This window comes from Loktanella salsilacus, from assembly GCF_900114485.1.
In the GTDB taxonomy this organism is placed as follows: domain Bacteria; phylum Pseudomonadota; class Alphaproteobacteria; order Rhodobacterales; family Rhodobacteraceae; genus Loktanella; species Loktanella salsilacus.
In genome coordinates, this window is record NZ_FOTF01000026.1 from 19,580 (window position 1) to 40,644 (window position 21,065).

At 62.2% G+C, this 21,065-nt stretch carries 20 protein-coding genes; 9 read left to right on the forward strand and 11 right to left on the reverse strand.

Features of this window, described 5'->3' with window-relative positions:
- The first annotated feature begins 3 nt into the window (after positions 1 to 3).
- Genes BM131_RS16850 through BM131_RS16865 form a run of 4 tightly spaced genes read left to right on the forward strand, consistent with a single transcriptional unit; the run spans position 4 to position 3,075 of the window.
- A complete protein-coding gene (locus BM131_RS16850; protein ID WP_090191332.1) occupies positions 4 to 942 on the forward strand; it encodes an ABC transporter substrate-binding protein in 939 nt (312 codons plus the stop codon).
- The gene (tenA, locus tag BM131_RS16855) at positions 939 to 1,619 is read left to right on the forward strand and encodes a thiaminase II (protein WP_090191334.1); all 681 of its coding nucleotides are present in this window, start codon (positions 939 to 941) and stop codon (positions 1,617 to 1,619) included. Before BM131_RS16850 ends, tenA begins: the two co-directional genes overlap by 4 nt.
- Positions 1,616 to 2,338, forward strand: a complete 723-nt coding sequence (locus tag BM131_RS16860) for an ABC transporter ATP-binding protein (protein ID WP_090191335.1) — start codon at positions 1,616 to 1,618, stop codon at positions 2,336 to 2,338. Before tenA ends, BM131_RS16860 begins: the two co-directional genes overlap by 4 nt.
- Positions 2,335 to 3,075: an ABC transporter permease gene (locus BM131_RS16865; protein WP_090191337.1), complete on the forward strand. Its 741-nt coding sequence runs from the start codon at positions 2,335 to 2,337 to the stop codon at positions 3,073 to 3,075. The genes BM131_RS16860 and BM131_RS16865 overlap by 4 nt, the downstream gene beginning before the upstream one ends.
- Here the strand turns inward: BM131_RS16865 and BM131_RS16870 are convergent.
- Genes BM131_RS16870 through BM131_RS16900 form a run of 7 tightly spaced genes read right to left on the reverse strand, consistent with a single transcriptional unit; the run spans position 3,072 to position 12,309 of the window.
- Positions 3,072 to 4,493 (reverse strand): AMP-binding protein, encoded by a 1,422-nt coding sequence (locus BM131_RS16870; RefSeq protein ID WP_090191338.1) that lies wholly within the window; start codon positions 4,491 to 4,493, stop codon positions 3,072 to 3,074. The genes BM131_RS16865 and BM131_RS16870 overlap by 4 nt on opposite strands.
- Positions 4,486 to 5,331, reverse strand: coding sequence for a hypothetical protein (locus tag BM131_RS16875; protein ID WP_090191340.1), 846 nt, complete (start codon positions 5,329 to 5,331; stop codon positions 4,486 to 4,488). The genes BM131_RS16870 and BM131_RS16875 overlap by 8 nt, the downstream gene beginning before the upstream one ends.
- Positions 5,328 to 6,638, reverse strand: a complete 1,311-nt coding sequence (locus BM131_RS16880) for a diacylglycerol/polyprenol kinase family protein (protein WP_090191342.1) — start codon at positions 6,636 to 6,638, stop codon at positions 5,328 to 5,330. The genes BM131_RS16875 and BM131_RS16880 overlap by 4 nt, the downstream gene beginning before the upstream one ends.
- Positions 6,635 to 7,732 carry a BtaA family protein gene (locus BM131_RS16885; protein WP_090191344.1) on the reverse strand — a complete coding sequence of 366 codons (1,098 nt, stop codon included), beginning with the start codon at positions 7,730 to 7,732 and terminating at the stop codon, positions 6,635 to 6,637. Before BM131_RS16885 ends, BM131_RS16880 begins: the two co-directional genes overlap by 4 nt.
- On the reverse strand, positions 7,722 to 10,142 hold the full coding sequence (locus BM131_RS16890) for a PEP/pyruvate-binding domain-containing protein (RefSeq protein WP_090191345.1): 2,421 nt from the start codon (positions 10,140 to 10,142) through the stop codon (positions 7,722 to 7,724). Before BM131_RS16890 ends, BM131_RS16885 begins: the two co-directional genes overlap by 11 nt.
- Positions 10,142 to 11,047 (reverse strand): UbiA family prenyltransferase, encoded by a 906-nt coding sequence (locus tag BM131_RS16895; protein WP_090191347.1) that lies wholly within the window; start codon positions 11,045 to 11,047, stop codon positions 10,142 to 10,144. The genes BM131_RS16890 and BM131_RS16895 overlap by 1 nt, the downstream gene beginning before the upstream one ends.
- Entirely contained in the window at positions 11,044 to 12,309 is a 1,266-nt protein-coding gene (locus tag BM131_RS16900; RefSeq protein ID WP_090191348.1) for a hydroxymethylglutaryl-CoA reductase, read from the reverse strand. Before BM131_RS16900 ends, BM131_RS16895 begins: the two co-directional genes overlap by 4 nt.
- 81 nt (positions 12,310 to 12,390) lie before the next feature.
- On the opposite strand from BM131_RS16900, the gene BM131_RS16905 reads away from it, so the two are divergent.
- Together BM131_RS16905 and BM131_RS16910 are read left to right on the forward strand one after the other, a co-directional pair.
- Complete coding sequence (locus tag BM131_RS16905; protein WP_175499415.1) at positions 12,391 to 13,509, forward strand: sulfotransferase family protein; 1,119 nt, start codon at positions 12,391 to 12,393, stop codon at positions 13,507 to 13,509.
- Positions 13,506 to 14,750, forward strand: a complete 1,245-nt coding sequence (locus BM131_RS16910; RefSeq protein WP_090191352.1) for a cytochrome P450 — start codon at positions 13,506 to 13,508, stop codon at positions 14,748 to 14,750. The genes BM131_RS16905 and BM131_RS16910 overlap by 4 nt, the downstream gene beginning before the upstream one ends.
- Here BM131_RS16910 and BM131_RS16915 read toward each other — a convergent pair.
- Together BM131_RS16915 and BM131_RS16920 are read right to left on the reverse strand one after the other, a co-directional pair.
- The gene (locus tag BM131_RS16915; protein ID WP_090191353.1) at positions 14,737 to 15,510 is read right to left on the reverse strand and encodes a COG4705 family protein; all 774 of its coding nucleotides are present in this window, start codon (positions 15,508 to 15,510) and stop codon (positions 14,737 to 14,739) included. The two genes, BM131_RS16910 and BM131_RS16915, sit on opposite strands and share 14 nt — an antisense overlap.
- Positions 15,511 to 15,533: 23 nt before the next feature.
- Positions 15,534 to 16,166: a hypothetical protein gene (locus BM131_RS16920; RefSeq protein ID WP_090191355.1), complete on the reverse strand. Its 633-nt coding sequence runs from the start codon at positions 16,164 to 16,166 to the stop codon at positions 15,534 to 15,536.
- A 213-nt stretch (positions 16,167 to 16,379) separates the two neighbouring features.
- Here BM131_RS16920 and BM131_RS16925 point away from each other — a divergent pair, with 213 nt between their 5' ends.
- Positions 16,380 to 17,054, forward strand: a complete 675-nt coding sequence (locus BM131_RS16925) for a winged helix-turn-helix domain-containing protein (protein WP_090191356.1) — start codon at positions 16,380 to 16,382, stop codon at positions 17,052 to 17,054.
- Positions 17,051 to 18,454 (forward strand): sensor histidine kinase, encoded by a 1,404-nt coding sequence (locus BM131_RS16930; RefSeq protein ID WP_090191358.1) that lies wholly within the window; start codon positions 17,051 to 17,053, stop codon positions 18,452 to 18,454. Before BM131_RS16925 ends, BM131_RS16930 begins: the two co-directional genes overlap by 4 nt.
- Here the strand turns inward: BM131_RS16930 and BM131_RS16935 are convergent.
- Positions 18,410 to 19,036: a cytochrome b/b6 domain-containing protein gene (locus tag BM131_RS16935; protein WP_090191366.1), complete on the reverse strand. Its 627-nt coding sequence runs from the start codon at positions 19,034 to 19,036 to the stop codon at positions 18,410 to 18,412. The genes BM131_RS16930 and BM131_RS16935 overlap by 45 nt on opposite strands.
- A 371-nt stretch (positions 19,037 to 19,407) precedes the next feature.
- Entirely contained in the window at positions 19,408 to 20,487 is a 1,080-nt protein-coding gene (locus tag BM131_RS16940; protein ID WP_175499417.1) for a methyl-accepting chemotaxis protein, read from the reverse strand.
- 354 nt (positions 20,488 to 20,841) lie between these two features.
- On the opposite strand from BM131_RS16940, the gene BM131_RS16945 reads away from it, so the two are divergent.
- Positions 20,842 to 21,065: transposase (locus tag BM131_RS16945; RefSeq protein ID WP_139222673.1), on the forward strand; the 224-nt coding region annotated here is incomplete at its 3' end.

Sequence of the window (21,065 nt, forward strand, 5' to 3'; positions counted from 1 at the left end):
ACCATGAAACTGACCACCCTCACCGCCGCATTGGCCCTCACCGCTCAGCCACTTTGGGCTGCTGACGACATGACCGTTCTATTGGATTGGTTCGTGAACCCCGACCACGGCCCGATTATTGTAGCGCAGGAAATGGGCTATTTCGCGGATCAAGACCTGAACGTCACGATCATCGCCCCGGCTGATCCGTCCGATCCGCCCAAGATGGTCGCAGCGGGCCAAGCCGATCTGGCGATTTCCTACCAGCCACAACTCCACCTGCAAATCCACGAAGGCCTGCCGCTGCGCCGTGTCGGCACGCTGGTCGCGACCCCGCTGAATTGCCTGCTGGCGCTGGCGGACGGGCCGATCAAATCCCCCGCCGACCTTGCGGGCAAAAAGGTCGGCTTTTCTGTCGGCGGCGTTGAAGAGGCGATGCTGGGTGCCATCCTGACCCACAACGGCGTCGCCCCGGACGATGTCGAAATGGTCAACGTGAACTGGTCCCTGTCGCCGTCGCTGATGTCGGGCCAAGTCGACGCGGTCATCGGGGCCTTTCGCAATTTCGAACTGACCCAGATGGAACTTGAAGGCGTCAAAGGCCACTGCTTTTTCGTCGAAGAAGAAGGCATCCCGTCCTATGACGAGCTGATCTATGTCGCCAACGCGGACACGATGGACAAAGACCGCATCGCCCGCTTTTTGGCCGCCACGCAGAAGGCGACCCAATATATCGTCAACCACCCGCAAGACAGTTGGAAGGTCTTCGCCGCCACCTCGACAGAGCTTGACGACACCCTGAACGCCCGCGCCTGGATCGACACGATCCCGCGCTTTGCCCTGCGCCCCGCCGCCTTTGACGTCGGCCGCTATGCCGCGTTCGAGGCGTTTTTGGCCGAAGCTGGCCTTGTGCCTGACCAGACTCCTGTGTCCGGCATCGCGATTGACGTGACCGCGCCATGACGGCACCGGATTACGGGCAAACCTTTGCCCTGTGGCACGGCGGCGCACAGGGGCAGTGGCGCGATTATACCCGCCACGCCTTTGTCGCGGGACTGGGCGACGGGACGCTGCCGCGTGCGGCGTTCCTGCACTACCTGACGCAGGACTACGTCTTTCTGGTGCACTTCGCCCGCGCGTGGTCGCTGGCCGTGGTCAAATCGGAAACGCTGGAGGAGATGCGCACCTGCGCTGCAACCGTTGATGCGCTGGTCAATCACGAAATGGCCCTGCATATCGGGGTCTGCGCTGCGCATGGCATTGACGAGGCGGCCCTTTTTCAAACTGCCGAGGCTGCGCCCAACCTTGCCTATACCCGCTACGTTCTGGACGCGGGCCTGCAGGGGGATTTCCTTGATCTGATGGCCGCGCTTGCGCCCTGCGTCATGGGATACGGCGAAATCGGCCTGCATCTGGCGCAGACCTGCACGCCGGACACGCCCTATAAGGACTGGATCGACACCTATGCCGCGCCGGACTATCAGGCCGTTTGCAAAAGCGTTGGCGCGATGATCGACGACGCCGTGACGCAGCGGATCGGCAGCTTGGCCACCTCACCTCGTGCTGCGCGGTTGCAGCAGCGTTTCACCACGGCGACCCAGCTAGAGGTCGGCTTTTGGCAGATGGGTCTGGACGCATGACACCCCCGCCGGGCATCACGTTGGCGGGGGATTATGCCCTTGGGGGTGCGCCGCTGTTCCGCGCGAATTTGCACCTGCGGGCGGGGGAATGGACCTGCTTGCTTGGGCGGTCCGGCACCGGCAAAACGACGATCCTGCGGTTGCTGCTTGGCCTGCCGACGGGTGGCCATTTTGCCGGGCAGATTGCAGCCACGGACGGTGCCAGCCTGCAAAACCGCGTCAGCTATATGGCGCAGTCTGATCTGCTGCTGCCTTGGCTGAATGTGCTGGATAACGTCTGCATCGGCGCCCGCCTGCGGGGCACGATCCCCGACCGTGCCCGCGCGGCAGAGCTGCTGCGCCGTGTCGGTCTGTCAGGCGCCGCACATCACATGCCGCGCCAGTTGTCCGGCGGCATGCGCCAACGCGCCGCCCTTGCCCGCACCCTGTGCGAGGATCGCCCCGTTGTTCTGCTGGACGAGCCCTTCTCGGCCCTTGATGCAGGGACACGCGCCGATATGCAGGACCTTGCGGCGCAGGCTCTGGCGGGCCGCACCGTCCTGCTGGTCACCCACGACCCGGCAGAGGCCGCGCGGCTGGCCCATCAGATCGTCCTGCTGTCGCCGCAAGGGACGGCAGTCTGGCCGACCGCGCCGCAATCCCCGCCCCGCGCCATCGACGCCCCGGACACTATCGCGAGCCAAAGCCGCCTGCTGGCGCATCTGCGCTGCGCCGCATGAGGGGGCGGGATATCTTGGCTGCGGTGCTGCTTGCGCTGGCCCTGTGGCAGGCGGCGGTCACACTGACAGGCGCGCCGCATTTCATCCTTCCCTCGCCGCTGCGGGTCATGCAGGCCGCTTGGGCAAGCCGCGTTTTAATCGCGCAAAACGCGTGGGTGACGGGGATCGAAGTGCTGCTGGGCCTGATCCTTGGCACGGTTTTAGGCGCTGCGACGGCGATCGGGCTGGCGCTGTCAAAAAGGGCAGAGCGGCTGATGCTGCCGCTGCTGGTCTTCAGCCAAGCGGTCCCGGTCTTCGCCCTCGCACCCCTGCTGACGCTGTGGTTCGGGTATGGCATGGGGTCCAAGATCGTGATGACCGTGCTGATCATCTTCTTTCCCGTGACATCAGCCTTTCACGACGGGTTGCGCCGCGCGGCCCCCGGCTATCACGATCTGGCCGCGACGATGGGCGCAAGCCGCTGGCGGTTCATGCGCCATATCGCGATCCCGCAGGCGCTGCCCGCGCTGGGGACGGGCCTGCGGTTGGCGGCAGTTTATGCGCCAATCGGGGCCGTCATTGGCGAATGGGTCGGGGCGTCGCGGGGGCTGGGATATCTAATGCTGCTGGCCAATGGTCGGGCCAAAATCGACCTGATGTTCGCCGCCCTGATCGTTTTGGCCTGCCTGACGGTCGCTTTGCATCTGGGTGTGGGAAAGCTTGCGGATCGGTTGTCACGCTATGCGCACGGCGATTAAAGCAGCTTTTGCAACGCCTTGCGGTCTACCTTTGACGCATGGCGGCGGTCCATCGGGATACGGGCGATATGCTTAACGCCGGGGATATCCAGCTGCGCGGCGGCTTTCGTCCAAGCGTTCAGGCACGCCGCGTCCCCTGCGATCACAAGACAGGGCGCACCGCGCACCGACATCAATGCGCATTGGGCCGCTCCGGGCCAAGACCGCGCGGCGACCTCAATCTGAAACGGATAGGTTGGCTTGCCAGCCAGATCGACCTGCGTGCCAACGCGCCCCAGCAGCCAAAGCCGTCCCTGCGCGTCGAAATACCCAGCGTCCCCGGTGCGGTGCCAGATGATCTGCCCAATCCGCACCTTGTTTTCCGCATCATGCGCGGGGTCCAGATAGCCGCCGTTGACATGCCCGCCGGCGACCTGAATTTCGCCCGTGACGATGCGCACGTGAATATCGCGAACGGGCGATCCGACCAGAAGGCCCTGCCCCGCCGCCATTGCCGCCACGTCCTGAGCGGTGATCTGGGCGCTGCTGAGGTGCGCAATCGGCTCTGCCTCGGTCGAGCCGTAGACGCAGGTGATGTGCAAGGCGGGCCCCTCGGCTTGCAATCGCCGCAGCAGGTCCGGGAAGATCGGGCCGCCGCCAGTAAAGACGGTGTGCAGTGACGGCGGTATCGCGCCGCCAGCCAGCGTGTCGCAAAGCGCGGGCGGCAGCAGGGCGCGGGTGACGGTGTGCTGCGCCATCCAAGCCGTCAGCGCGGCGGGTTGCACCTGCGCGAGTTGCGACATCTTCCAGTTTGGCAAGACGGACGTGCGGCCGCTGGCAATGTTGATCAGGACAAAGACCGGAAAGGCGACAAGATCGACCTCTGCCGCGCTGCTGTCCAGCATCGGCGCAATGGCGCGGTGCTGGGCGGCAAGGAAGCCATGGCTGCGCGGGATCGCTTTGGGCGCGCCGCTGGTGCCAGAGGTGAAAGAGATCAGCGCCAGATCACCCGCATCTGGCAGGGGCAGATCAAGCGCGGGGCCCGGCTTTGCGATGGGCCGCAAATGCGGCAAGCGCCACAGCGCAGGCAAGGCAAAGCGGAGCAGCCCGTATGCGCCCGCGCTGGCAAAGGCCGTGACCCCCGCCACCCGCACCGCATGGCGCAGGCCCGCCAGACCCATCGCAGGCTCTGGCAAGACCACGGTCGCGCCCAGCGACCACAGCGCCGCAAGGCTGGCGTAAAGGTCGGCGTCCACGCGCATCGCAAGCAGCACGCGGTCGCCTTTGCCGATGCCGCAGGCGTGCCACGCCCACGCCAATCCCTGCGCGCGGGCCTGCAACTGCGCAAAGCTGACCCGCCGCCCTAGCCCGTCGATGATTGCCGTTCGGTCAGGGGTCCGTGCGACGGCGGCGGCAAAGTCGGACAGCAGATCAGCCATCGCGGATCAGCCCGAACAGACCATAGCGGCGAAAGATCTGCGCGCCTTCGGTCGCGCTGCGCAAGGCCGACAGGTTGTCGTCATGAATCAGCGCATGGATCGCGGTGTCATAGCCCAGCGCGGCGGCGGCGGTGTGAAAGGCATGGGCCAAATGCTGCCCCGCACCCTTTTGCAGGCTGGCATAAGTCTTGAGGATCGCGCTGCGCGGCGCAAACCCTTCGGCGTAATTGGGCGTGCCGAACAAAAAGCCTGCCAGCGTGCCATCCGGGCGGCGGGCAAAGAAGATCAGCTCGGGCTTTAGCATCGGCACCATGGGCATATACATCGCCAGAAAGGCATCCTGACTGATCGGTTTGTAGAACGCGTTGCGCACAAAGGCGGCGCTGGACAGGGCGTAGACCTGCGCAAACAGCGCCTCTGGCGCGGTGCCGTCCCACGCCTGAATTGTGAAATCATCGGTGGGCGCAGGCGACGTGGCTGCGGCAGTGGCCAGTGGCACCCGGGCGGAAAAGTAGCTGCTGATCTGGGTGAAGCCTGCGTCCGTAAACAGGGCGGGCGCTGCGGGATCGTCCTTCGGCTCCAACAGAAATGCGGGGCTGCCGTCTGTTTGCGTGACAAAGCGGTAGCTGTGCCATGTGTCGCCATCCATCGGGCCGATAATGCGGCGCTGGCCCGCATCCCAGACATGGGCGATCGCCTGATCCAACACCGCGCGGCCTGCCTCTGGCGTTTTGCAGGCGAACCCGCCCAGCGTCGCCGTTGGTGCGCCGTCCCATGCCGGGCCGTCCAGATACACGGTGATCTTAGCACCGTCATTTTGAAACACACGGCTTGTCATGCGGCAAATCCAATCGCTGCCAGATAGGTTGTCACCGGGATCGCGAGGGACATCAGCGTCACCTTTGTCACGCGGCTTGCCCCGAAAGCGGCCGGGATCAGGGACGGCGTCAGCCCTGAAAGCAAAACGCTGGCGACCACGGCGGGCCACATCGGCCCGTTCCAATTCGACGCATCAGGGTTTAGCCCAAAGGCCACTGCGTAAATCACGCAAAGCCCCCCTGCTGCCAGCAACAGCAGCCAGCCGCGCACCGCTACGGGACGGGCTGCCAGCGCCAAGGCACACAGCGCCAAGGTCATGCCCATCGCGGTCAGCCCGTAAAAGGTCACCGCGTTCCACCCCGTCGCATTGCCCAGCGTCAGCCAACCGAAACTGACAAGCGCCAGCCCGGCGACGATGTCCAGATCGGGGTATTTGCCCCGGCAGGGTGCGGCGCTGCGGCTGAACGCATGGGCGGCAAGCACAAGGATCGGGATGATCGCGTTGTGCACCTCGACCGTAGCAAGCAGCAGGAAAACCGTGGTGACATAGACGTGGGACGCGTGATGCGTCAGCCCGATGCGCGGCGCAATCAGGCGGAATGCCACAAGGGACGCCGCAAAAACAGCCGCCAGCCACAGCAGGCCCGCTAAGGGGCTGGCCGCATGGACGGACAGGAATGTCAGCAGACCCAAGGGCAGGAACAGGTTGTCAAAGCCGCGCCAACTGGCGGCCTCGACCAATGTGCCAAAACCTGCGACCATCAGGGCAATGACGATGATATTGGGCGGCGGGAACGGCGTCATCAGCATCAGGCACAGGATCGCAATCAGCAGGGTGACGGTGAAAAAGACGACGCTGCCTTCGACGCTTTTGCGCCCTTCTTCGATCTTGAAAAACCGCGTGCCATAGGTGCTGCCCGCCAGCGCCGCCGCAGCATCCGCAAGTGTCAGCACAGCCATCGGCAGCACATAAAGGTAAGGCTCGTCGCCCGACAGAAAGAGGCAAACGCCGACGGACAGCGCCAACAGCAGATCGCCATAGGACGTGCGCTCGACGCCGTGCAACGTCTGCCCGAGCCGCGATCCGGGACGCCGCAGCACCAGCATGACGACAAGCGTCACCGCGACCAGCACATAGACAGGCCAGCGATCCGGGAACAGCCACGGCAGGGTCAGGGCGTAAAGGCCGGTGGCGATGTGCACCAGCTTGCGCTGCACCTCTGCCCCGATCTGCCAAACGCCCGCCAACCGCCGCACCAAAGCCATCACCCCCAGCAGCACCGCGACAGAGCCAAGCGCCAGCCCGATCTGGAGCGGAGCCGTCACGCAGTGACCTCTTCGACAATCAGGTCGGAGTAGAAGAACGCCTTGTCGATAGCTTTCAGGCGATCCTCGGTCTGTGTCAGGGTGCGGACGCGGCCGGCGTATTGTGGCGGCATCCGGCGCGGGGCCATCATGTTCCAATACACCAGCTGCGCACCGGGGGCCGCGGCACTTAGGATGTCGCCATAGACCTGCGCAAAGGTGTCCGGCGACATGTATTCAAAGATGTCCGACAGGTTGAACCCGTCGGCCTTTTCCCCGGTCGAGATAAATGCCTCTAGCGCGCCGGGGCGGATATCGAGGCGATCAAGGCGCGCCTTGATCGCCTCAAAATGCTCTGCCCGCCACGTCATCGGCAGGGCCGCGCCGTGGGTGCCTTTCATGATCCAGTGAAGATAGGGGTTTTCCGCCGGATCACAGGTGACGGCAGCATGGTGAATCCGGCGGGCAACGTGTTGCGCCGGACTGCCGTCGACGTGGTCAAAGAACGCCTTGTCCCGCCCCATGCGCCCCATGACAAAGCGCGAAAAGAAGGTGTTCAGCAGCAAACGCCACCGCCACGTATTGAATCGCTGATCCAGAAACGCCTGACGCGCGGCCAAAGGGCGAGTTTCGAAGATAGCGTCGATCGTCCGCTTGCTGTGGACCAGCGGCAAAAGCCGGGTGCGAAAGATGCGAAAATAGCGTTCGAACTTGCCGACGCCGCCCGCGCCATAAAGCGCGACGTCATCGGCGAGCGCCTGCCAGAAGGTCTGCGTGTCTGGGTCCAGCCCCGCCAGCGCCCGGTCCAGCAGACCTGCGCGCTGCGTGCTGGCGCGCGCGCCCATCAGCTCCAGAAACTCTGGGTGGGACAGGTTGCGAAATGCGCCGATCCGCAAGCGCAGGCAGGCGATTTGCGCCGGCGACAGATCGACGACCACGACCTTTGCAGGGTCCAGCGTCAGCATCGCCAATGCGTTATCCCCGGCGGAACAGATCGACACCAGCGTGCCGCCTGCGCAATCGCCAAGGGCCTGCGTCAGGACATCCGCGTCCTCCCACAACTGAGCATAGCGGATATGGTCAAAGGCCGCCTTTGCCGCGATTTCAGAGGTCATTCAAACGCTCCACCATGCCAGTTGCCCCATCGACGCAGATCAATTCCCCGTCGCTAATCCACTGTGTCGCGCCTTTCAGACCCACAACGCAAGGGATGCCCAGTTCGCGCGCCACGATGGCCGAATGGGACAAGAGCGAGCCGCGTTCGACCACGATGGCGGCGGCGTTGGAAAAGACCGCGATCCAGCCCGGATCGGTATGGCGCGCAATCAAGATGTCGCCGGGGGTCAAGGTTTCCGTACGCGGATCGCGGATCACCCGCGCCCGCGCCGTGACGCGGCCAGCAGAGCAGCCTGTCGCGCTGCGCTGCGTGGCGGGGTCTTTTGTCGTGCTTTCGGGTTGCCACACCGGCGCAATCGCAGGGCCGCGCAGCGTAATCCGCTCTGGCGGGTCGGGGCGCAGGGCGGATGCGGCGTCCTCTGCCTTGCGCAGGGCGATCAGGGATTTCAGGTCTGGCGACAGACCGTAGCCTTCGACCGCGCCCAGCGCCTCGTCCTTGGTCAGATAGAAGATGTCGCGCGGCGCGGCGATCAGCCCGCGGGCGGCAAATTCGCGCCCCAGCGCAAGGAAGACGCGGCGCGTCAGGCCAAAGATGCGCGTGCGTTCAAACCGCAGGTTTTCGCGGTCGCGCACCCGGGCCTTGGTCCAGTTGATAAGCCATTTGGCAAAGTGTCGTCTGATGGGATTTTTGGGAAACAGCGCGGACCAGTCCGGCGCGGTCCCCACCCGATCAGCCACCGGGCCGCGCCCGGCACTGGCGGCGATGGCCTGCAATAGACTGCTGGGATCATCCGTCAGCGGGATGCTTTCCAGCTTTAGCTCTTCGGTGCAGCGATCACCAAAGCGGTCCAGATAAGCGTGAACCTTTTGCAATATCGCCGGATGTCCGGCCAGCGCGTCCAATCCATCAGCGGCCAAAGCCTTGGCCAGCCCTGCCTGCGCCACCATCTGCCCCATCTGCGCAATGCGCTGCGCAGGCTCGGCCGAGACGATATCCCCCTGCCCGATCATGACATCGTTGTGCAGGATCAGCCCCTGTGGCCCCAGCCATTTTTCCAGCAGATTGCGCGAGGCCCCAAAGGCGATCATGCACAAAAAGTCATTCACCAGCGGCGCGTCCCAGCGGTCCAGTAGCGTGCTTTCGATCCGGCGGTATTCGGCGGCCAACGCGGTTGGCCCCGCCGTTTGTGGATCAAATCCGCTATCCAGCGCCGCGTTCAGGCGGTCATAAAACCGCGCCCGCGTGCGGGGTAGCCGGATCGCCTGCCAGATCAGACCGCCCGCAACCCGCACCAGCTTGAGGTATTCCCGCACGCGCGCGGCACCTTTGGCGGGGGGCGGGCCTATGCTTTGCGTGACTTCATCCGGCATCGGGGTCGCGACGCCCATCATGGTTTCCATATAGGCGCGGTTCAGCGAAAACCCCGGCAGCAGGGCCAAGGCGCGATACCAGTTCACAAGGTTATAATAGACACGGCCATCAACCCGCCCCAGCATATTGCCAAAGACGCCGGCATGCGCTGCAACCGTGGCATCAGGCACCCCCAACAGGCCAACAAAGGCGCGGTAGACGCGGGCGTAGACATGCACGGCAAAGGAATAGGTTAGCGGGCTAACCATGCCGGGATAGCTTTCGACAATGTTGGAATTGTCAAAGATCGTCAGCGCCGTGTCCACCTGCGGCGCTGGCAGCAGCGGCGTCGTGATCGGGCGCGATTGCAGGATATGCAGGCCAGCGGCGTCGATGGCCCATTCGATATCCTGCGGCGCGGTAAAGGCCGCCTCTGCCCGGCGCGCAAGGTCTGCGATGCCCAGCGCCTGCGCGGGGGTCAGCACCTGCGGCGCATCTGGCCCTTGCGCTGTATCCGTGACGATCCAATCCTCGCCGTCGACTTCGCCCGACACCAGCCTTTCGCCCAAGCCTGCGATGGCAGAGATCACAACAACGCCCCGCTGGCCCGACACCGGATCGGCGGAAAAGGCGACGCCTGCGGATTGCGCGTCAATCATGCGCTGGACAATGACGGCGGGCCCTTCTGCCGCACCGCCGGATTTAAGCTGGCGATAGGTGGCGACGGTATCGCCAAAGCCTGACTGATAAACCTGTTGCGCGGCCTGCCAGACGTTAGCGGCAGCGACGTTCAGCACCGTATCAAACTGCCCCGCGTGGCTATGCTCTGCCCCGTCCTCTGCCCGGGCAGAGCTGCGCACGGCAAAGGGGCCGGCCCCCAGCGCCTGCAAGGCCGCGTCCAGCCCGGCGATCGGTTCACGCGCAGCGCAGGCGCTTGCCGGGATGACAAAGAACACAGGCGGGTTGAACCCCAGCTTGGCCAGCTGCGCGAGGGACGCAGCCTTACCGCCGACCTGCTGCACGTCCTGCGCGGCCTCTTGAGCGATGATGCCAGACATTAAAGAACCCTTATCAAGACGGGCACAAAGCCTGCGATGGCATAGCAGGCGAAAACCCAAAGGCCCGCAACCGTATCCATGCGCTTTTCCGCGCCGGGTGTGAGGGATATGGCATAGGCCCGCGCGGCCCAAAGGCAGGCGGCAAAGCCTGCCCCGCCCAATGCAAGCGTGATCCAAAATGCGCCTGTTACGGCACCAACGCCCAGCAGCAGGCCAAAGGATAGCGCGGTGCAAGCCGCCCAGATGATGGCCGCGCGGCGCGGCCCCCAGAGGCGGGAATAGGTCTCCACCCCCGGCAATTCGCTTTGCGGTGCCCACAGCTTGCGCCCGATTTCCAGCACGCAACCGTTGACGAAAGATAGCGCCAGAAACAGCCAGATGCCGCGCGTTGCCCCGCCGCCGGGCATCCATTCGATCCCGGTCAGCAAAAGATCAATCAAGGGCATGATCGCCATATGGCTGACCAGATACAGCAGCGGCCGCGCCTTGAGCCACGCTGCCACGCCGAATTCTGCGGTCATCGCAGCCAGCCAGAGCCAGACCAGCGCGAGTAGCCAAAGCGCGGGGGGATGCCACAGCCAAACGGCCAGCGCCGTGACGGGCAACGAGGCTAGCCCAAGCGCGATAATCTGGCGCAGCGACACCAACCCGCGGGGGATCGGGCGGTGCGGGCGATAGCGGCGGTCGTCGTCCAGATCCTTGTATTCATCGCAAACGCGCATCTGGAAAAACAGCATCATCGCGGCCATGAAGGCCGCCACAAACGCCCACGCTTCGGGCAGCGGCCGCCCTGCCATTTCAGCCGAAGCGCACAGGCTTGCCGCTGAAAACACCGCCAGCAACGGAACCGTCTTGGCCAGCGGAAAGCGTTCCTTTTGATAGGTCCAAAGCGCCGCAGCCTTCATCGGTGCCGCGCCAATTGCTGATGCGCCCGCGTGAAATGGCCCGCCGCAATCGCCGCCACGATCGAGATTTCACCGCACAGACACGTCGCCGCCGCGACCTCTGCCAATGCCGCGCCTTTGCCCGCGCCCTTAAGCCCCAGAATGTTCAGCCCCGCCGATTGGCTTGGCAGCGATGTGCCGCCGCCGACCGACCCCACAAGGATGTTGGGCATGGTGACAGAGCAGAACAAATCATCGCCCCGCGCCTCCATCCGTGTGATCCCAACGGCGCTTTCGGCAACGCAGGCGGCGTCTTGCCCGGTCGCCAGATAAAGCGCGGCCAAACCGTTCGCGTAATGCGCCTGCGCGCCAAGCTGGCCTGACAGATGTGATCCAAGGTTCGCAACCTGACCGTAATCCAGCATCGCCTGCACACTGGTGCCAAGCACGGTTTCGACCACCTTGGCGGGCAAGGTGACAGACGCGCTGACCTTGCGCCCGCGCCCAGTGACGAGGCCCAAAAAGGATGCCTTTTTATCGCCGGAAAAGTTGCCTTCGATATACCACGCCTTCATCGGAATAGGGCAGCGCGCGTTGATGTCTTCGCATAGCGCGTTTGTCGCGATGGTCACCATGTTCTGCCCCGCCGCGTCGCCCGTTGTGTAGCGGCAGATCAGAAACACGATGTTATTGTCCACCATCGGCTCGACCGAGGTCAGCTTGCCGTGGCGCGTTGTCGCCTCTGCTGCGGCCTTGAGCGTTTCGATGTCATTCACGACCCATTCCACGAACAGCCCTGCGTTGACCAAATTGTCAAAGACAAAGGCTGGCGTGCGGATCACGCCCTCGTACAGCAGCGCGGTGCTGATGCCGCCGGATTTTGTCGCGGCATAAGCGCCCCGCCCGTAGGACGCGACCAAGGCCGCCTCTGTCGTGGCCAGCGGGACGTTGTAATCGCCGTGGGCGTTCAAGCCGTTGATGCGCAGCGGGCCGATGATGCCGACGGGGATTTTCACGGTGCCGATGAAGTTTTCGATATTGGAGTCGAATAGCGCCGGATCAGCCATGGTCAGCGAGTCGGCCAAGGCGTCCCGGTCCTGCGTCGATGCTGTCTCCAACAAACGGTTCCAGTATTTCGCGACCGATGCCGCCGTGGCGCGGCGCACCGGGCGCAGGGCGGCAAAGGCAGCCTCGCTGGGCTGCATACGGTTTGCCAGTGGCTCTGCCTGAAACGTTGCGCGGACTTTGCGCAGCATGTCGATCACATGGGACGGGATGGTCATAGGCAGAACTCCGGCTTTACTTCGCGGGTGATAGCCTAAAAACATATCGGCAATGCGGTAAATATGCGATCGGACAAGGACATGAGTGCCCAGCTGAAACATCAATGGAGCATTGGGCACAATTATCTGACCGGAATCACCTTTGGGCGGTGGTGCAAATTGCTGGCGCAAAACGGGTTTCAGGTGTCCCCTGCCTATTTGCACCGCGCTGCCGCGATTACGCTGGCAAGCCTGTCCAATTCGGTCTGCGCCGGGGTTGAGGAATTGCGCTATGGCGCGGCGATCCGCCAGGCCCCGCGCCCCAAAGCGCCGCTGTTTATCCTTGGCCATTGGCGCAGCGGCACGACCCTGCTGCACGAATTACTGGCGCAGGACCGCGCCCAGTTTCAATTTCCTAACACCTATCAGGTTGTGAACCCTTACACTTTTCTGACGACCGAAGGCTTTACCACCCGCATGTTCCCATGGCTGGTCCCGCCAAAGCGCCCGATGGATAACATGGCGCTGGCCTTTACGTCCCCGCAAGAGGACGAGTTCGCCCCGCTGCTGATGACGCTGACCTCGCTTTACCTTGGCACGAGCTTTCCGCGCCGGATGGATCATTACGACCGCTACATGACGTTTCAAGATGCCGACCCGCAAGACGTTGCAGCCTGGAAGTCCGCCTTTGTCACCTTTTGTAAAAAGCTATCGCTGCATGACACGCGCCATTTGCTGATCAAATCGCCGCCGCATACCGCGCGCATTCGGCTGATATTAGAGATGTTTCCGGACGCCCGTTTCATTCATATCCACCGCGACCCCTACCGCGTCTTTCAATCGCAGCGGCATTTCTTTGATACTGCTGGCTGGTACACCTATCTGCAAAAGCCCGATCTGGGGGCGATTGACGATGGCATCCTGCGGCGCCACGAGGCGATGTATGACGCCTATTACGCCGATCTGCCCTTGGTCCCAAAAGGCCAGATTCACGAGCTTCGCTTTGACGCGTTAGAGGCCGATCCGGTCGGCGAAATCGCAAAGGCCTATGACGCGCTGTCGCTGGACGGTTTCGCGGAATTCTCTTTGGTTTTGCGCGGTTATGTCGCCAGCCTGAAAGGGTATAAAAAGAACAGTTTCGGCGAATTGGATGCCCCCACCAAAGCCATCGTCGCAGACCGCTGGGCCCGCAGTTTTGAACGCGGGGGCTATGCGAAATGACGCGTGCGCCGGGGCCAAAGGGCAGCCTGCTGTGGGGATCGCTAGGGGCGTTCAAGGCGGACTCGCTGGGGTTTTTGGCGCAGGCCGCGCAGGACCATGGCGATGTTGTGCGCCTGCGGTTTGGGCCGATCACGGCGCATTTAGTCAACCACCCTGCGCTGGTGGAACAGGTGCTGTCGCGCAATGCGGCAAACTATGACAAGGCCACCCGCAGCGCGGACCGGATCGCGGCCACCACAGGGCGCAGCCTTTTGTCTGCCGATCAGACCGCATGGGCGCGGCACCGCCGCCTGATCCAGCCCGCATTCCAGCCTCGCGCCTTCGATGGGATCGGCCCCGTCTTGGACGACCTGATTGCGCCGATGTTTGTCCGTTGGGACAAGGCGGGCAAGATCGACATCGTGGACGAGATGATGCAACTGGTCATCGCCGCCGCAATCCGCATTCTGTTTTCATCCAGCATCGATCCGCAGCGCATTAACGCGCCTTTGGAAATCCTGCTGGCCGACACCTGGCGCCGGATCGAGGCCCCTTTGGACGCCTCTCTCCTCTCTCCCCGTCTGCACCGCCCCGCCTTTAAAAAGGCCGTTGCGCAGATTGATGCGATCGTGCTCGATCTGATCCAAACGCGCCGCGCCAGTGTCCAGCGCCCGGACGATGTGCTGACCCGCCTGCTGGATGCCCACGCGGCAGAGGGAGAGGCGCAACTGACGGATCAAGAACTGCGCGACGCCGCCATGACGCTGCTGCTTGCGGGGCACGAGACGACGGCGAATGCCCTGTCTTGGGCCTTCATCCACGCCTCTGGTACCATTCAGGCCGCAGACCCCGCCCATATTTTTGCAGAGGCGATCAGGCTTTACCCGTCGATCTGGATCATCGAACGCCGTGCGTTGCAGGCGGACACCATTGGCGGCTTTGACATCCCGCGCGGCAGTTCGGTCCTGATCTCTCCGTTTCTGTTGCACCGCCGGGCTGATTTCTGGCCTGATCCGACGCGGTTTGACCCCGCCCGCTTTGCGGATGGCACACCGCGTCCGCGCGATGCCTACCTGCCGTTCGGGCTGGGGCAACATCGCTGCGTCGGCCTGCATCTGGCGAACAAGATCGCAGCCCACGTGATCGGCCGGGTCTTTGCTGAGTTTGACCTGCGCGCCCTGCCCGGCCAAACGCCCCACACCGATCCCGGGATCACCCTGCGCCATGCGCAGCCATTCTGGATGAGCGTTAGCCGATCATAGGCTGCACGCGGGCTTGGCGCCCCCGCGACATGTAGATGACAATCGCGACAATGGCGGCCAGAAACAGCGCGCTGGTCATAATCGTCCCAAGACCGTAGCCGCCATATTCCGCAGGCTGCGACAACAGATCGCCAAGGGATGCGCCCAACGGGCGAGTGAAGATGTAAGCGATCCAGAACGCCCAATTCCCGTCAAGTTTCAGCACGAAATACCCCGCCGTCACCGATGCGATGATCATGCCAAACAAGATGCCCGTCGCCATGTAGCCCAGCGCAAAATGCTCTGCCACCAGATCGCCCGCAGCGGTTCCAAGGGCAAAGGTGAACAGGATCGCAAGCCAATAGAAGCCCTCTCGCCGGGTCGTCTTGACCTCGTGGATCGACAGTGTGCGTTCTGACGCGAACCAAGCGGCAAAGGTCAGGGCCAGCAAGGCGCTGAACAAAACCGTCGTCGTCACCAGCGATACGCCAAAGTTGTCGACAAGGTTGTCAGTCACCAACGTGCCAACGATCGAAATCAGCACGACCGCCAGCCAATATGACCACGGCACGTACCGCCTTTGGCGAAATTGCAGCGCCAACGCGCCGATCAGAATGGCCGCCATCAGCAGCGAGGTCGCAGTCAACCCAAGGCCAAGGTTCACAGCCAAAAAGTCGGCCGCGGTTTCCCCCATCGTGACGGCCATCAGTTTGATCAGCCAGAAGTCGACGGTCACATCAGGTACGCGGTTCAGGGCGGCGGATGGTGCAAAAGTGCTCATGGTTTTTCCCTTAGCTCGCAGATTCAGTGGGTCATCAGGGCAATGCCCTGCGCGAAAAAGTCATCGGCGCGGGTGTCGTCGTCAGCGTTGCAACGCTCTGTCCCCTTGGCCTGCAGCGTGTCGATGGTGGCGCGATCGCGCGGCGCGATGGTGGCTTGCGACAGGGCCGTGCGGAACTGGTCCAGCATGACTTCACACGGCAGCGCACGACCGTTTCCGTCAGTGGTGGCCACGCCGGACACGGTTTGTAGCGGCCCGCCTGCGGTCCCTACGGCGGGGTCAGCAAGCGCGGTTTGCAAAGCGGCCAGCGTCGCGGTGACCGTGGTGCCGTCCGGAGCCTTAGCGCGCAGCGCCGTCAACGCGCCGTCAATCGCCCCGTCAACATTGCCCCACGCCAGTGTATTATTAGGCCGCAACGTGCTTTGTGCGTCATCCCAAGCGGTTTCCAGATCAGTGATCCGCGCCTTGGCAGCTGGCAAATCGCCAGTCGCCGCGACCCCCTGTACGTCCGTTGTGATTACGACGAAGTGCGCCATGTCGCCAAGGCTGGGTGCGGCGGCCTGCACAATCTGCGCCGGCGTTAAGAAATTGTATCCGGCGGCGAAAAGGCCGACCGGGACGATGATCAGCACCGTGCTTAACAAAAGGTTCTTCATCGCGGGTGCCCCTGATGGTCCGGCACAGGGCCGGGGATGATCGTGCAAGCAGTCGCAAATCCTACGCTGCCATGTTGCGTGGCGTGACAGCCCCGCCCCCACGCGGCGTTTTCCGGATCATTGCAAATTTGCAATGATCGCAGTTCAGCGCCCTGTGATACTCATCCCCAAAGCCGCTGCTTTGTTAGTCGGTTCAGCGCGTAAGGGGCGACCATGAAAATACTCGTCATCGAAGACGACGCAGCCACCGGGGCCTATATCGCGGACGGGTTGCGCGAAGAGGGCCATAGCGTTGATTTGATCGCCTCTGGCGCTGACGGATTGGTGCAGGCCACGATCGGGACCTATGACGTGATGGTCGTGGACCGGATGTTGCCGGGACTAGACGGCATGAGCGTGGTCAAAACCCTGCGGGCCACGAAAAACGCAACACCCGTGCTGTTTCTAACTGCGATGGGCGGCGTCGATGACAGGATCGCCGGACTGCACGCGGGCGCGGACGACTATCTGGTCAAGCCGTTTGCCTTTGGCGAACTCTCTGCCCGGATCGCAGCCATTGGTCGGCGCCCCAAGATGCAGGACGACCCGATCAGCCTAACCGTCGCGGATCTGGACATGAATTTGCTGACCCGCAAGGTCACGCGGGCGGGCCAGATCATTGATCTGCTGCCGCGTGAATTCGCCCTGCTAGAGCAGTTGATGCGCCGAAAAGGCCGGGTGCAAACGCGGACCATGCTGATGGAGTCGGTCTGGGACATTCACTATGATCCGCTGACCAATGTTGTCGACACCCACATCAGCAGGCTGCGGGCCAAGATCGACAAACCCTTTGGATCAGAACTGATCGAGACAGTGCGCGGCGCGGGCTACCGGATCAACGTCGCATGATGCCCGCCCGCGTGCTGCGCATCAGGTCTACGCCGCTGCGCCTGACCGTCATCTTGTCGGTCATCTTTACCGCGACGTCGCTGGCCTGTTTTGCCACAACTTTTTTCCTCGTGCGCGCTAATCTGACGGCGGCGATCCTGTCTGATATGCAGCAGACCGTCGATACCTTTGGGTCTACGGCCGACCTTGCCGAACTACGCGAACATTTGACAGAGGCGGCCCTGACGACCGACCCGGCTTACCGGATCCTGCACTTTCTGCCCGATGATGGGGCTGTCATTGCGAACGTTAAACGGGCCGCACCGGTTAGCGGATTTGCCGTCTTGCCGGGGTCCGACTTTGCCACGTCTGATCGGCCCCTCGCCGAAAGTTATCAGGTGCGCAGCCTTCGGATCGGGGATGGGCAATTGATCGTCGCTCAATCCCGCGATTCTATTATTGAAATGGCCGAAGTGTTTGCCGCCGCCGTTTTAATGGGATTGTTGCCCGCGATTGGCATCGCCGCCAGTGCGGGCCTGTGGGTGGCCCGGCGGACGCAGCAGCGGATTGGCACCATCCAGACCGCGTTAAGTGCAATCACAAGCGGCCAAACCGCCGCGCGCGTGCCGGGCGTTGCTGGCCGCCACGATGATCTGTCAGGCATCGGGCAGGACGTGAACGACATGGCCGCCGCGCAAGAGGCGCTACTTGTGTCCATGCGCCAAGTCTCGACCGATATTGCGCATGACCTTAAGACGCCGATCCAGCGGGTGTCGGTGCTGCTGGATCAAGTGATGACGAAAACAGACCTGTCCGCAGCGCAGGAAACGCTGCTGCTACGCGCAAAGGATGAGACCGCGTGCATCGTGCGCACGTTTCAGGCGCTTCTGCAGCTGGCACAAATCGAAGGCGGTGCCGCACGCGACCGTCTGACGGCGGTTGATCTGACAGATATCGCCCGCGACGTTGTCGATTTTCTAGAAGTCGACGCCGAGGCAAGAGGGTTGATCCTGACGACGGATTTGACTTCGGATGCTATCGTGGCAGGCGAACGACAACTGCTATCGCAATTGCTGGTCAACCTGATCCAAAACGCCATGCTGCATGGCGGCGATGGCGGAAGCATTCAGGTCACCGTTTCCACTGGACCGGATGGCGTCACGCTTGTTGTCGCAGACCGAGGTCCGGGTATTCCAGAGCATGAGCGCAGCAAGGTTTTGCAACGACTATACCGCCTTGAACGCAGCCGCACGGCGGATGGAAACGGGCTTGGCTTGGCGCTGGTGGCGGCAGTCTGCACTTTGCACCGCGCGCATTTGACCTTGGCCGACAATGCGCCCGGACTGGCCGCGCGCATCGATTTTCCCAAGCCCCCGTCAGGCACCGGGATGTTTGCGCAAGGACCACATCTGCCGCAGTGATAGGGTGCCACCATAATGCGCAATCAACCCCATTGCCGCGTGACCGATGAGATAAATCCATACAAGATTAGCCAGCGTCGTATGAACGGTCATCGCAACCTTGACCAAGCCGCCTGCGTCAGGATCGCCCGTGGTTACGAAATAATACAGCGTGCCCGACGCAGCCATCGCCGTCACCAAAAGCAAACCAAGACCATGAATGGCTGAAGCAAAGGGCGCATGGGTGTCGTGCACCGGAAGGCGTCGTTTTGTCAGCGCGGACAGGTGCGCCTTAAAATCAGACCAGACCGCGCCAAGGCGCTGGCCGTTAAACCAAGGGATCAACGTGCCCAGCGGCGTGCCGCGCTGGCGCAAAAGCGTCTGCACCCAAAACGCAAGCACGAGGGCAAAGGCCGCCAGCCCAACATAAGAATGAGCACGAAAGATATTATCGCCCCCGTCGTCAGGGTTCATGAACTGACTACTGCCAAGCTGCACGACGATCGCCGTGGCAAGCCCTGCATGCAAAACGCGCGTTGCGATTGCGTGGCGCGGCGTTTGGGTGGCACCGGTCGTGTAGAAAAGCGGGGGTGTCTGCGACATGATCAATCTCTCGGACCGTGGACCTGACCCGGTGTCAGATCGCTTACCCTTCACGATATTGGGCATACCATGTCGCTTCATGTCGCAAACATGTCTTCGCTGTAATGTGCGCCCCATTTGCCCCAATGGATCACGCAGTCACAAGATTAGGCCGCCTTCCACAAATCGTCGAATCGGGGGCTGGGCACCCGCCATTTTACGCCATTAGATCCGCCAAACGAACGGCGGATCTAATGCGGTCCCATCTGGCTTTTAGGCGCGATCACGGGATCAATCGAAATGTGCTAGACGCGTAAATCGGCAAGATTTGAATACATTTACCTTTTCGATTCTATCTGACCAAACTTGGCAAAGAGACAGGGCTTGATACTTTACGCGACTTTGCGTTTGACAGATTTTGTGCTTTTAGGAACGAACACAGCAATCGTCTGCACCAATTCCTGCACATTTGTGGCGACCGAAGAACTGGCTGCTGTTGTCTCTTCAAAGGTTGCGGCATTGCGCTGGGTTACCAGATCAAGCTGGCCCAAAGACTGATCGATCCCTTGAATCACTTTGGCTTGTTGTTCTGCGGATGTCGCAATCTCAGTGACGCGCGATGACATCGCGATGATACGCTCTGCCACGTCTTTCAGTGCGACCCCTGTGCGCTGCACCAGATCAACGCCTTGGGTCACTTGTGCGCCGCTGTTTTCGATCAACCCTCTGATCTCGCTTGCCGCCTGCGACGAACGTTGTGCAAGGGCGCGCACTTCAGATGCGACAACCGCAAAGCCCCGACCAGAATCTCCGGCGCGTGCAGCTTCTACGCCGGCGTTCAGCGCCAATAGGTTCGTCTGGAAGGAAATGTCTTCGATCACTTTGATAATTGATGTGATTTGCTGGGACGATGCTTCAATCTTTCCCATGGCAACGACCGCATCGCCAACCAATGCAGCACTTTTTTCCGTTTCGACCTGCGTTTGGTTCGCTTCCCCGCTTGTGGTTTTCGCCAGCTTTGCCGTGCCGCGCACGTTTTCATTCACCCGCGACATCTGCGCTGCGACGTCAGCAAGCATGGTTGCCTGACTTTCAGTCCGGGTCGCCAAATCTGCTGTCGCCTTAGAGATTTGACTGGTTTCGACACTGATATCGTCAGCGCCTTCTAGGACAGATTCTATCGCCCGCCGCAGTGACACGACAGCGTCGTTAAAATCGCGGCGTAGGTCATCGTATTCGTCAGAAAATAGCTGATCGAGCTGCTGATCAAGACGCTTATCAGACAGGTTTTTCAATCCGATCCGCAGCTGTTCGACGACAAAGGACACCCGCTCGGCTTGGGCGCGGTCGCGCTCCGCCTCGTTTTGCTGACGTTCGCGTTCGCGCGCGTTGGCGACATCCAATTGGGCCATCGCCTCGCTTGATTTCAGGGTCTCTTGTTCTGCTTTGGTCACAGCGGCCTCTGCGCGCATGCGCAGTTCCTCGCTTTCTTTTTGACCGGCTTTAGCTTGAACAAGCGCTGCAGCAGCATCAGTCATTGCCGTTTCGATCGCGCTACGATCAAGACTGGACTGACGATCCAAGCGTGCCCGTGTCGAGATGGCCCGGAGTAGCGCAGCAGTTTCAACAATCACGGCAACACCGTGAAAAAGCGATCGTTCGACATTTAGGATCATGTCCGACGACGGGTAAATAAGCGAGGGAACCAATACTGATAGCGTAAGCGACAAGGCAGCCCCGTGGGTTAAAGGGCGGCCTATTCCTTGGTAGGTTTGCGACGTTCACGCAAGCGCCGGGGTTTTATGTCTACGACCAGTCCTACGCCTATGCCTACGCATGGTAGCTTTCAGTTGATCGAAGCCGTCGTCGAACGTCTTGACGGTGCGCCCGTCGGAGAGCGTCGTCGCTGGTCTGATGAGTTCAAGGCGCAGGCTGTCGCCGCGGCCATGGCACCGGATGTCAATGTTTCGGCGCTGGCGCGTCGATTGGGGATTTCGCCGCCGCAACTGTTTGGCTGGCGCAGGGCATATCTGAAAACGCTGGATGAGGC